Source organism: Marinobacter koreensis (assembly GCF_023156285.1).
In the GTDB taxonomy this organism is placed as follows: Bacteria; Pseudomonadota; Gammaproteobacteria; order Pseudomonadales; family Oleiphilaceae; genus Marinobacter; species Marinobacter koreensis.
On sequence record NZ_JAKZAJ010000002.1, the window covers coordinates 289,094 to 301,930 of the forward strand.

General features: G+C 60.2%; 10 protein-coding genes. 5 read left to right on the forward strand and 5 right to left on the reverse strand.

Going from position 1 to position 12,837, the window contains the following annotated elements:
• Positions 1-20: 20 nt before the first annotated feature.
• Positions 21-1,196, reverse strand: a complete 1,176-nt coding sequence (locus MLD04_RS06425; protein ID WP_248155907.1) for an MFS transporter — start codon at positions 1,194-1,196, stop codon at positions 21-23.
• A gap of 173 nt (positions 1,197-1,369) precedes the next feature.
• On the opposite strand from MLD04_RS06425, the gene MLD04_RS06430 reads away from it, so the two are divergent.
• The gene (locus tag MLD04_RS06430; RefSeq protein WP_248155909.1) at positions 1,370-2,170 is read left to right on the forward strand and encodes an undecaprenyl-diphosphate phosphatase; all 801 of its coding nucleotides are present in this window, start codon (positions 1,370-1,372) and stop codon (positions 2,168-2,170) included.
• A gap of 26 nt (positions 2,171-2,196) precedes the next feature.
• Positions 2,197-3,150 carry a magnesium/cobalt transporter CorA gene (gene corA / locus MLD04_RS06435; protein ID WP_248155911.1) on the forward strand — a complete coding sequence of 318 codons (954 nt, stop codon included), beginning with the start codon at positions 2,197-2,199 and terminating at the stop codon, positions 3,148-3,150.
• Here corA and uvrD read toward each other — a convergent pair whose 3' ends face one another.
• Complete coding sequence (gene uvrD, locus MLD04_RS06440) at positions 3,151-5,316, reverse strand: DNA helicase II (protein WP_248155913.1); 2,166 nt, start codon at positions 5,314-5,316, stop codon at positions 3,151-3,153.
• A 238-nt stretch (positions 5,317-5,554) separates the two neighbouring features.
• Positions 5,555-7,003: an NAD-dependent succinate-semialdehyde dehydrogenase gene (locus tag MLD04_RS06445; protein ID WP_248155915.1), complete on the reverse strand. Its 1,449-nt coding sequence runs from the start codon at positions 7,001-7,003 to the stop codon at positions 5,555-5,557.
• Between the two features lie 172 nt (positions 7,004-7,175).
• On the opposite strand from MLD04_RS06445, the gene MLD04_RS06450 reads away from it, so the two are divergent.
• Complete coding sequence (locus MLD04_RS06450) at positions 7,176-8,189, forward strand: histone deacetylase family protein (protein ID WP_008939740.1); 1,014 nt, start codon at positions 7,176-7,178, stop codon at positions 8,187-8,189.
• 7 nt (positions 8,190-8,196) lie between these two features.
• Here the strand turns inward: MLD04_RS06450 and thiI are convergent, their stop codons facing one another.
• Positions 8,197-9,651, reverse strand: a complete 1,455-nt coding sequence (thiI, locus tag MLD04_RS06455; RefSeq protein WP_248155917.1) for a tRNA uracil 4-sulfurtransferase ThiI — start codon at positions 9,649-9,651, stop codon at positions 8,197-8,199.
• A gap of 111 nt (positions 9,652-9,762) precedes the next feature.
• Here thiI and ppnN point away from each other — a divergent pair, with 111 nt between their 5' ends.
• Entirely contained in the window at positions 9,763-11,145 is a 1,383-nt protein-coding gene (ppnN, locus tag MLD04_RS06460; protein WP_248155919.1) for a nucleotide 5'-monophosphate nucleosidase PpnN, read from the forward strand.
• A 27-nt stretch (positions 11,146-11,172) separates the two neighbouring features.
• On the opposite strand, the gene MLD04_RS06465 is transcribed toward ppnN, so the two are convergent.
• Positions 11,173-11,508, reverse strand: a complete 336-nt coding sequence (locus MLD04_RS06465) for a c-type cytochrome (protein WP_248155921.1) — start codon at positions 11,506-11,508, stop codon at positions 11,173-11,175.
• Positions 11,509-11,733: 225 nt separating this feature from the next.
• Between MLD04_RS06465 and MLD04_RS06470 the strand changes: the two genes are divergently transcribed.
• The gene (locus tag MLD04_RS06470; protein ID WP_248155923.1) at positions 11,734-12,837 is read left to right on the forward strand and encodes an enoyl-CoA hydratase/isomerase family protein; all 1,104 of its coding nucleotides are present in this window, start codon (positions 11,734-11,736) and stop codon (positions 12,835-12,837) included.

Genomic DNA, 12,837 nt, shown 5'->3' on the forward strand with positions numbered 1-12,837 from the left:
ACCGTCCGGCTTTTCTGAGTCTAGGCAGGGCGCCTGCTGGCCGCAAGCGACCACAGGCCGAGAATCGGGCCGGGCACCAGAATCCACACCACCCACACACCCAGGGATTGCCAGAGACCACTGGTCAGCCAGATGGCCGGCAGGGTCAGGCCGAAACCGATGGCGTTCATGACTGCCAGGGACGAGCCGACGAATTCCCGAGGGGCATTGGCAGCAGCCAGGGCGGAAAACTGGGGCGAATCGGCAACGACAGCAACCCCCCAGCAACACAGGGCCAGCAGCAGGAAGCCGGAAGGCAGGCCGCTGATCAGGGGGTAGATCAGACAGAATACCCCGGAGGTCGTCAGGGCAACCCTGGCGACCCACTCACTGCCCCGGGTCCGGCTCAGCCGGCCACCGCCGATGCACCCGAGCGAGCCCAAAGCAATGATCGCGAACGCCAGCCAGGGAACGAGCGAATCAGGGAGCGCCAGCCGGTCCAGCTCCCTTCCGACCAGCAGCGGTGTCAGCATCCAGAACGCATAGAGCTCCCACATATGCCCCATGTACCCACCAGCGACAGCCCGGAAACGCGGCATGCCCAGCGCAACCAGGCCTTTCCGAAGCGGTACCGGCCCGGCACTTTTCGGCAGGTGCGGACCATCGCCCAGACGCCAGATCAGGCCAGCGCCGATCAGAGCCAACACCGACGCACCCGCCAGCGGCCATTGCCAGGGCATTCCGAGTGTTGCGCCCCGCATCAGATGAGGCAATGCGGTACCCAGCGTAAGCATGCCCACCAGCCAGGCCAGCGCGGCCCCCGCGTAGCGGGGTGTCCACGCAATCACCATTTTCATGCCCAGCGGGTAGATGCCCGCCAGGCAAAGCCCCGTCAGAAATCGCAATACCAGTGCCAGTGGAAAGACACCCGCGGCAAGAATGAATCCTGCGTTGACCAACGCACCGACCACGCTGGCAACCGCGAACATGACACTGGCACCAAAGCGGTCGGCGAGACCGGTGACCGCCAGCAGAAGGGTGCCGCTGATGAAACCGGCCTGGACCGAGAGCGTCATCAGCCCCAGATCGCTCTCGGTCAACACCAGCTCCCGGGAAAACGAGAGCCAGACACCGTTCACACTGAACCATAACGAGGTGCCGAAAAGCTGCGCGATCACGATAACCGGAAGGGGGTAACGCCGGAAAAGATTCATCATTGTTGTTATCGTCATTCTTGATGGCTTGATTCCAACCTATAGCCCCGTGCGTAAAGGCGAAATGCTACTTTGGTTGGCTTCTGACAAAGCTGTAATGAAGACTCTTGGATAGCCTGCTACTATCCACGCTGGCTCTCGGCCGCCTACCCGAACCTTGTAACGGACAGCACTCTATGGAATCTTCCCACGCCCTTTTCCTTGGCCTGCTCCAGGGTTTTACCGAATTCCTGCCCATTTCCAGCTCCGCCCACCTGATCCTGACACCGGTATTTTTCGGATGGAGCGACCAGGGCGTCGGGTTCGACCTGTCGGTGCACTTCGGGACGCTACTGGCGGTGGTGCTGTATTTCCGCCGCGATGTGTTCGGTATCGCCCGGGATGGGCTGGTGTCGCTGTCGAGACGCAAACTGGTCGGTCAGGGCGCTCTTGCCTGGTATCTTGTGATCGGCACCATCCCCGCAGGCCTGGCCGGACTGGCCCTGCTCGATCTGATCGACACCGTGCTCCGGTCGCCCACGATTATCTTTGCCACCACACTGATTTTCGGCATCCTGCTCGGGGTTGCCGACTGGCGGCCGAGCCGCCACCGCACGATGGATTCGCTAAGCTGGAAGGATGCCCTGATCGTCGGTCTCGCCCAGGCCCTGGCTCTGGTTCCCGGCACGTCCCGCTCCGGGGTGACCATTACCGCCGGACTGTTCCTCGGCATGACCCGGGAAGCAGCATCCCGCTTTTCTTTCCTGCTGTCGATCCCCATCATTGTGCTGGCAGCGTCGGTGAAGCTGCTTGAGGTGGCCACCTCCGATGTCGCCGTTGACTGGAGCGGCTTCCTGACCGGCGGCATCACCTCGTTTATCATGGCGATCACCGCGATTCACTTCTTCCTGAAGTGGCTCAACAAGGTGGGCATGTGGCCCTACGTCATCTATCGCCTGATCCTTGCCGCGGTCATCTATGCTGTACTCATGAACTGATCCAATCGACAGAGCAGGAGCGGCCCATGCTGAGATTCTTCAAGATCGTCAACGGCCTGATCAAGGAGCTGGACATCCCCCCCGAATCGGTCCGGGAACGCCTCCACGAGGCCGACTGGATCGACGCCTACGAGCCGGATGAAGACGAACGGCAGATTTTGCAGGGGCTGCTCAAGACCGATGTACCCGAACTTGACGACGTCGAGGAAATCGAAGCCTCCGCCCGCTGCTTTGTCGACCAGGCCGGCATCCACGTCCACTCCCTGTTCCTGACCCAGGCCGACGGCCGCCATACCACGGTGTCGGTGGCTTGCATCCTGCAACGCAACTGCCTGATCACGGTGCGGGAGGGTGAACTGGCCGACTTCCGCCTGTTACGAATGCGAGCCCGCCGCGGCCAGGTCGAAGCGCTGGACCCTTCGGGCCTGCTGGTGACCCTTCTTGAGCAGAAGGTGGAAAATCATGCCGACGGCCTGGAAGACCTCCACCGGCAGCTGGAGGAAGTCAGTTACCTGGTTTTGGAGGACGAGGACTCTGAGCTGGACGAGGCCATTAACCGCCTGGCGCGACTGGAAGACAGTAACGGAAAAACCCGCCTGTGCCTGATGGATACCCAGCGCAACATCTCATTCCTGCTGCGTCATCTGAGCAAAGAAGGCGAACTCCGGGAAACCCTCCGGGAGATCAACCGGGACATCGAAACACTGATGTCCCATACCACGTTCCTGTTCGACAAGATCAACTTCCTGATGGATTCCACCCAGGGGTTCATCAACATTGAGCAGAACCAGATCATCAAGATCTTCTCCATCGCGGCGGTGGTTTTCCTGCCACCAACTCTGGTCGCGAGCATCTATGGAATGAACTTCGTGCACATGCCGGAGCTGCAATGGCAGTTTGCCTACCCTGGCGCCATCGGGCTGATGATTCTGGCCGGGATTGCGCCCTACTGGTATTTCAAGCGCAAGGGTTGGTTATAACTAGCAGGCCTCCAACGGCGCATAAGCCAGCACCAGCCATTTGGCGCCATCGTCGAAGTTCACCTGCACGCGCGTGTGATGGCCGGTGCCCTCGGAGTTCATCACGATCCCTTCTCCGAATTTCGGGTGCCGGACCCGCTGGCCGAGACTGAAACCCGACTGCTGAGCCGAGTCCTGGCTGAACAGCGACTCATTCGGGCGTTCCACCATCGCTGGCCGGGTGACGGTGTTTCTCAGGCGCACTTCCTGCAGGCAGTCACCGGGGATTTCCCGGACGAACCGGGACAGGGCATGGAATTTTTCCTGGCCATACAGGCGGCGGGATTCGGCGTAAGTGAGCACCAGCTTTTTCATGGCGCGGGTAATACCCACGTAGGCCAGTCGGCGTTCTTCTTCCATCCGGCCCGGCTCTTCCAGCGACATGCTGTGGGGGAACAGGCCTTCTTCCACGCCGGCCATGAATACCAGCGGGAACTCCAGCCCCTTGGCAGAGTGCAGGGTCATCAGTTGTACGCTGTCCTCGTGGGCATCGGCCTGGGACTCTCCGGCGTCCAATGCCGCCTGGGCGATGAATTCCGACAGCGGATCGACACCTTCTTCGACCTCAAAATCAGACAGCGCATTGACGAGCTCTTCGAGGTTTTCCACCCTGGCCTGGCCTTTCTCACCCTTTTCACTGGCGTGATAATCCTTCAACCCGCTGACTTCGAGAGTCTGTTTCATCAGGCCTTGAAGGGAGGCGTGGTCCACCATCTCTGACAGGCTATTGATGATCCCGAGGAAGGATTGGAGACCGGTTTTCGCACGGCCTTTGACCTGCCCTGCCTCCAGCAGTCGTTCCGACGATTCCCAGAGCGAAATTCCCTGCTCGGTGGCGTATTCCCGGAGCTCCGCCAGGCTCTTGGCACCGATGCCCCGGGTTGGCACATTGACCACCCGCTCGAATGCGGCATCGTCGCGACGGTAATGAACCAATCGAAGGTACGCCAGGGCGTTGCGGATTTCCTGGCGATCGTAGAACCGCAGCCCGCCGTAAACCCGGTAAGGAATACCCTGGCGCATCAGTGCCTCTTCGAGCAGCCGGGACTGGGCGTTGGAGCGGTACAGGATGGCGACTTCGCTGCGCAGATTCCCTTCATCCACCCACGCGGAAATACTGTCGGCAATGTAGTTGGCTTCGTCCTGCTCGTTGAACGCGGCGTACAGACTGATCGGCTCTCCGTCCGGACCGTCCGTCCAGAGTTCCTTGCCCAGACGCCCCTGATTGTTGGCGATGACCGAGTTGGCCGCCTTCAGGATCATTTGCGTCGATCGGTAGTTCTGCTCCAGCCGAACCAGCCGGGCATTGGGGAAATCCCGCTGATATTGCTGGATGTTCTCGATTTTCGCGCCCCGCCAGCCATAGATCGACTGGTCGTCATCACCGACTACCGTCAAGGGCACCCGATTGCTCGCCAGCACCTGCAACCAGGCGTACTGGATGGTGTTGGTGTCCTGGAACTCGTCTACGAGCATGTGCTGGAAACGACTCTGGTAATGAGCCAACAGTTCCGGCTTATGGAGCCAGAGCTCGTGGGACCGGAGCAGCAGCTCACCGAAATCCACCAGGCCACCCTGCTGGCAGAGGGTTTCGTACTGGCGGTAGATCTTCAGCATGGTCGAGGTGAAGTGATCGCCAGGGTTCTCCTGGATGTGATCCGCACGCAGCCCCTCGTCTTTCTGGCTGTTGATGAACCACTGGGCCTGTTTTGGCGGCCACCGGCTCTCGTCGATCTGGTTTTCCCGCATCACCCGCTTGATCAGCCGCAGCTGATCGTCACTGTCCAGCACCTGGAAATTCTCCGGAAGACCGGCATCCTGCCAGTGCGCCCTCAGCAAACGGTGGGCAATGCCGTGAAACGTGCCGATCCACAGTCCGCGAGTCGGGATCTGCATCATCTGTTCGACCCGATAGCGCATCTCCCGCGCCGCCTTGTTGGTGAACGTCACCGCCAGAATGGCGGTCGGCGGCACCCGGTCCACGGTCATCAGCCAGGCGATCCGGTGCACCAGCACCCGGGTCTTGCCACTGCCCGCGCCAGCCAGTACCAGCAGGTGGTCATTCTGGGCAGTCACGGCTTCGCGCTGGGCATCGTTGAGGGGGTCGATGATGTGGGAGACGTCCATAGGAAATCGGTTCGCTACTGGTTAAATAAACAGGGAAATGAGTATAACAGGGAAGGGTGCGATTGTCGGGCCCGGGACAGCCCTCTTCCGTTTGGCGGAAACGCACGAGGGAGGGCGGTTGTTCAGGACACGCTACGAGCACATCCATGTGCGCTTGAGTGTGGCCATCCCTGGCCACACACAGTCCTGAACAACCGCCCTCCCCCGTGCTTTGCGTACCTGGGAGAAGGCTTTTCTATCAAAAGCCTCTTGGCACGGTTTGCGGTTCCACAAACTCAAACAGGCCCTCAAGGCCGCCTTCGCGGCCGATGCCGGAGGCCTTCATGCCACCGAACGGCGCTTCCGGTGTCGGACCGGTACCGGTGTTCCAGCCAACGTGGCCGAACCGGAGGCCGGCCGCCACCCGCTGGGCACGCTCGGCATCCGCGGTGAACACGTACGATGCCAGACCGAACTCGGTGTCGTTACCGGCCTTGATGACTTCCTCTTCAGTGCGGAACCGCGCCATCGGGACCAGTGGTCCGAAGGTTTCCTCCTGGTAGCAGCACATGTCGCGGTTAACACCCAGAACAACCGTTGGCGGGAAGAACAGACCGTCGCCCAGCTCGCCAGGCTGCTTGCCGGCGACCAGATCGGCACCCTTGTCGAGGGCGTCTTCCAGGTGGCGCTTCACCTTGTCGAAGCCCTGTTTGTTAATCAGGGGCCCGATGTCGATGCCCTCTTTCATGCCATCGCCGACGGTCATCTTGTTGACTCGCTCCGCCAACTTCTCACCGAAGGCATCCGCCACTTTCTCATGCACGAAAATCCGGTTGGCACAGACACAGGTCTGGCCGCCGCCGCGGAACTTGTTCGCGATCAGGTTATCGGCCGCCGCATCGAGATCGGCATCCTCAAAGACAATGAACGGGGCGTTGCCACCCAGTTCCAGGGCCAGCTTTTTCACGTGGTCTGCTGTATCGAGGATCAGTTTCCGGCCGACCTCGGTGGAACCGGTAAAGCTCAACATCGTCACATCCGGATGCTCGCACAGGACCTTCCCAATGACGCTGGCCTTGCCCATCACCAGGTTGACCATGCCGTCCGGCAGGTCGAGTTTGTCCATCAGGCTGAACAGGGCCACCATGGTCAGTGGTGTCTCACTGGCCGGTTTGATCACGGAGGGGCAACCGGCCGCCAGGGCGGCGGACAGCTTCTTGGCGATCATCCCGATCGGGAAGTTCCAGGGCACGATCAGACCGGTCACACCAACCGGGCGATAATGCACGGTCCAGGTGCAGTCCTTGGGCTTCTCCGGAATGGTGTGGGCATCCAGCGCCTGAATGTGCTTGGCGCAGTAATCAAAGAAACCAGCCGCGTAATCTACTTCACCCTGCGCTTCTTTCCAGGGTTTGCCATGTTCCATGCACAGAATCCGCCCTACTTCCTCGCGGTTGTCCTTCAGTGCATCGCGGATGTCCTCAAGCCACTTGCGGCGGGTCTCGATCGGATAGGGCTGGGTCAGCCTGAGTGCCGACTGCCCGGCCTCCACTGCCGCCTTCACATCGTCTTCGGGCATCGAGGGAACTTTTGCAATCACCTCGCCGGTGGCGGGGTTGTAGACATCGAAGGTATTGCCCTGGGCATTATCCGTCCAGCGACCGCCGATGTAGCCAGTAAGCTTGTCCAGCAGTGGTGACTCAATCATCTCGGCTCCTTTTCTGAAATTGGCGACGCCCCGACCACGGGACGAGTTGCGTCAGTGATTCATGTCTTTCATAGTGGATCTTGAGTCTAAGACTGTAAAGTCAAGGCCCGGTTTTTGACGCGACTCCGACACTGCCTATACTCGGAGAATCAGAATTTAAGGAGCCCGGACCATGAAAGCGTATTTCCATCCTTCTCAGGATCTGCACGTACCCAAGACCTACTTTACCCGTGGCCAGATGCGGGAGCCGCAGGAGATCCCGGCTCGTACGGAGCTGATGCTCAAGGGGCTGAAAGACATGGGCATTTCCGTGCTTCAACCGGCAGACCAGGGCGCCGGCCCTATCTCGAAGGTCCACGATCTGGGGTATCTGAGATTCCTGGAATCCGCGCACCGGCGCTGGATGGAAATGGGCGACTGGGGCGATGAGGTCATGTCGAACATCTTCGTCCGTTCCCCCAATGCCATGCGGGGCGTTTTGGCCGAGGCGGCACGCTACCTGGCCGATGGCAGCTGTCCCATCGGCGAGCATACCTGGGAGGCCGCTTACTGGTCCGCCCAGACCGCCCTCGGGGCCGCGGACGCCCTGATTGCCGGGGAACGCACCGCCTACGCCGTCTGTCGTCCGCCGGGGCACCATGCCCGGAAAGACGCCGCCGGCGGCTTCTGCTACCTGAACAATGCCGCGATTGCCGCAGAGCACATGAAGTCCCGGTTCCCGAAAATTGCGATCCTGGACACCGACATGCACCACGGCCAGGGCATCCAGGAAATCTTCTACGACCGCAGTGATGTCCTGTACATCTCCATCCACGGCGATACGACCAACTTCTACCCGGTAGTGACCGGCTTCGAGGATGAACGTGGTGAAGGTGACGGGTACGGATACAACATCAATATGCCCATGCCCCACGGCTCCAGCGAGGATTATTTCTTCGGCAAGGTGGCCGAGGCGTTGACGGCTATCCGGCTGTTCCAGCCCGATGCACTCATCCTGACCCTCGGTTTCGATGTCTACAAGAACGACCCGCAGGCCAAGGTGTCGGTGTCTTCAGAGGGCTTCAACCGGCTCAGTACCGAAGTCCGGGAGTTGCGCCTGCCCACACTGGTGGTGCAGGAAGGCGGCTACGACCTGGAGGCGCTGACCACCAACGTACAGCAGTTCTTCGAGGGCATGGAGGGCTGACCGTCCCTCAGGAGGCCGGAGTGTAGACCTTGACGTTGTTGTGCCCTTCGGCCTTCAGATGACCGGCATGCATGCGACTCATCGAGCCCCGGTCGCAGTACAGCAGGTACTGCCGGTTCCGGGGTAGCGTGTCGATCTGCTGGTTCAGCTCGTAAAACGGAATTTTCAGGATCTGGTTGTTGGTCAGCGTCAGAGGGGCTCGCTCTTCCTCGGACGGATGGCGGACGTCGATGATGACGTCATCTACCCCGGGGGTCTGAACCAATTCCACTTCTTCCGGCGTCGAGGTTGATTCAAGGAGCCGATTCACCGGCGTTTCCTCCCGGTTCTCGATCGCCTGCGCCAGAGCCGCCGGATCCATTTCGGCTTCATCGGCCTCAACACGATGAAGTTTTGCCCGGGTCGCCGGCTTCTGGGAAATCACACCGCAGTATTCCGGCATGTTACGGGCAAAGGACTCGGTCCCGATGTCGTGCGCAATCCGGATAATCTCCTGCTTGTCCATCGCGATGAGCGGACGCAACACCACCTGTTCACAGGCCCGGTCGACCACGTTGAGGTTCGACAGGGTCTGGCTGGACACCTGGGCAACCGCATCGCCCATCACCAGGCCGGACACATTCAGCGTGTCGGCGATCTCGGCGGCGGCCTTGAGCATCTGGCGCTTGAGCACCACGCCCCAGTGGCGATGGTTGACCGAGCGCATGATTTCCGCCACCACTCCGTCAAAGGGTACGGAGATGAATTTAACGCTGTGAGAGGCCTCATAACGTTCCCAGAGGTAATGGACCACCTGACGCACCCCGACTTCGTGCGCGGTGCCTCCGAGGTTGAAAAACAGGAAGTGACTCCGTAGCCCCCGACGCATCATCAGGTACGCCGCGACCGAGGAATCATAGCCTCCGGAAATCAGCGTCATGACGCTCTCCACAGAGCCCAGCGGATACCCCCCGAGCCCAGGATGTTTGCGTCGGGAGACGTGAAAACCGTCTTCCTTGACCTCCACCCGGACTTCCACCTGCGGAGATTTGAGATCCACACCGGCTGTTTCATAAGCGTTCAGCAACGCCGCGCCAACTGCGCGTTCGATATCGATCGAACGGAAATCGTGATCTCCCAGGCGCTTGGCACGGACGGCAAAGGTCTTGCCGTCGAGCAGACCGGCATAGGCCGCCACGGCCTTGTCCGCAATATCCTCCAGGGAAGTCAGCGGATAGACGGCAATTTCCTGGATGCTGGAAATACCGGGCACACGCATCAGCACATCAATCACCGATCCGTACAATCCACGATCATCGGGGACGTCCACGTCGACCCGATCCCAGGTCCCGGTGACGTCAATATCGGAATCGAGCCGAACCAGCAGCTTGCGAACGTTCTGACGGAGTTGACGCATCTGTTGCTGGCGCACGGGCTTGCTTTTGATGGCGACTTCCGGAGCGGGACGGATTAACAGTTTCATAGATCGGAGTTTTGTCGGGTGGCGTATAAAGCGGAAAGCGCCTAGTGTACCTGTTTGTCGGATTGCCTCAAAATCCGGCACGGTCGAAACCATCAGGAGTATCACTGTTACATGAGCGAATCCACGATCACCGCCCTGGTCTCTCCGGAGGGCTCCCTTGAAATCCTGTCCAACCACGAGGTCAACCGACTCAAGGATAAAAGCGAGGGAGGGCTGTACCGGCTGTTCCGCCAATGCGCGCTTGCGGTGCTCAATACCGGCGTTGAAACTGACGATTGCAAGGCCCTGATGGAGATGCACGCCGATTTCGACGTACGCCTCGTCCCCCAGCCGCGCGGTGTGAAACTGGAGCTGATCAATGCCCCGGCCCACGCGTTTGTGGATGGAGAAATGCTCAGGGCCATTCGGGAACACCTGTTTTCGGTACTCAGGGACATCATCTACACCCACTCCATCCCGGAGACCGTACCCGGGTTCCGACGGGACAATCCCGATGACATCACCAACCTGGTCTTCCACATCCTCCGCAACGCCGGGGTCCTGCAGGCGGGGCGGCAGCCGGATATGGTGGTGTGCTGGGGTGGTCACTCCATTGGCCACTCGGAATACCAGTACAGCAAGGAGATCGGCCACCAACTGGGCCTGCGCGGCCTCAGCATCATTACCGGTTGCGGTCCCGGTGCCATGAAAGGGCCTATGAAGGGGGCCACCATCGGCCACGCCAAGCAACGGGTCCGTAACGGGCGTTACGTGGGCATTACCGAACCGGCGATCATCGGCGCCGAAGCCCCGAACCCCATTGTCAACGAACTGGTAATCATGCCGGACATCGAAAAGCGGCTAGAGGCGTTTATTCGTTGTGGCCACGGCGTGATCGTCTTTCCCGGGGGCGTAGGCACCGCCGAAGAAATCCTGTATCTGCTCGGCATCCTGCTGCATCCGGACAACGCCGACCTGCCGTTCCCGGTGATCTTTACCGGACGCCCTGAAAACGCGGAATACTTCGAAATGATCGACAAGTTCATCCGCAATGCCCTTGGCGACAAAGCGGCGGAAAAATACGACATCATCATTGATGATCCGGTTCGCGTGGCGCAAACCATGAAGAAAGGCATGAAAGAAGTGGAGACCTTTCGCAGGGCCATGCAGGACGCCTACTACTTCAACTGGATGCTGAAGATCGATCCGGTGTTCCAGCTCCCGTTCGACCCCAACCACGCCACCATGCGGGCGCTCGAACTCCATCGGGACCAGCCCGTCCACCTGGTCGCAGCAAATCTTCGCAAGGCATTCAGCGGCATCGTCGCCGGGAATGTAAAGGAAAACGGGATTCGGCAGATTCAGGAGAAAGGCCCCTTCGAAATCGCCGGGGACCCGACTCTGATCAAACCGCTCGAGGCCATGCTTGAGCAGTTTGTCGCCCAGGACCGGATGAAGCTTCCGGGCCTGCAGGCCTACCGTCCCTGCTATCGGATCGTCAGCGGAGCGGCCTAGACTGCCCCGCTGACGCAGCGGCCGGAGTTACTTACCGCCGGCGGGGAGGCTTGAGAAGTACGCCGCCACGTTGGCGATATCCTCATCACTCAGTGCAGCCGCCTGCCCCTGCATGATGGCTGCCTGACCACCCGTGCGCTGCTTGTTCTTGTAGGCCTTCAACGCCATTACCAGGTATTGCTCATTCTGGCCCGCCAGGTTCGGATAGGTCGGAATCTGGGCAACGCCGTTCTGACCATGGCATGCCGCGCAAACAGACGTAGCCTTGGCCTTTCCGGCTGCCATATCGGCAGCGGATGCCGCCGTCGGCAGAGCAACGACGGCCGCAACCAGTCCCGCAACTGCAAAATGCTTCAATTTCATGGTAGTGCCCTCTCAACAGTGTTTTTGGTTTTGAGAAAATGAGGCCGGTGTGTTGTCACCGCACATTCATGGGAGTCACTTATAGCACACCAAACACGAGGCTCAAATGTGATCCGTCAAGGTTGTCGTTGCGACATTTGTCCTCTTTACGGCAATTGCCACTTGATGACAGAGTACGTTTCGATCCCAGACCCGGATTTTGTCCGACCTGAAGCGGAGACTTCTATGTCCATTGAGTTGCAGGAACTCCCCTGCCTGGAAGGCAAGCTTGGCCTGCTTACGCTGAATGCCCCGGCAACCCTGAACGCCCTGAGCACAACCATGATTGATCAGGCCCAACGGGCACTGGATGCATGGGCAGACGATGACAGCATCTGCCTGGTCGTCGTTCAGGGGGCGGGCGAACGGGCGTTCTGCGCAGGCGGCAACCTTCGACAACTGTACGACGCCATGATCGGCGGCGAGGATCCGGATCTCCCGGGACAATTCTTCAGCCATGAGTATCGGCTGGACTACAGTCTGCACCGATTTCCGAAACCGGTCGTCGGCATCGGCCACGGCATCGTCATGGGTGGCGGCCTGGGCCTGTTGTCTGCCTGTCGCTATCGCCTGGTCACACCGGATCTCGTATTGGCCATGCCCGAGGTCGCGATTGGTCTGTTTCCCGACGTGGGCGCAAGCTGGTTCCTGAATCGCCTGCCCGGCAGGCTCGGCCTTTTCATGGGGCTCACAGGCGCCCGCCTCAATATCACCGATACGCTCCGTGTCGGCCTTGCGGATATGGCATTGCTCCCGGAAGACCGGGAACCTCTGCTGCGCCAGCTCCAGGAGCAACGCTGGACCGGCGACCCGCCTGCCGACGATAACCGCCTCTTTCGTCTGCTGAACCAGATGCATGCACCCGATTACCATGCGTTGCCTCCCAGCAACCTCGAGCGTCACGAGCAGACCATCGCCCGCCTCAGTGCCGGCACCGACCTGCCCGATATCATCGATCGCCTGCTCTCGTCCGAAGCGGACACCGACTGGTGGAAAGCCTGCATCGAAAACCTCCAGGGCGGATGTCCGGTGTCTGCCTGGCTGGTCTGGACCCAGCTCCGCAAGGCCCAGCAGATGTCCCTGAAAGACGTTTTCCGGATGGAACTGGCGATGGCCAGGGAATGCTGCCGCCGGCCTGATTTGCCGGAGGGCATCCGGGCAAGGATGGTGGACAGGGACCAGAGCCCTGCCTGGTCATATACGTCGGTCGGCGACGTACCGGAAGAGGTGATCGAGGCTCATTTCGAGCCCCAGTGGAACGATGAAACCGATCCCATGCAGCTTCAATAG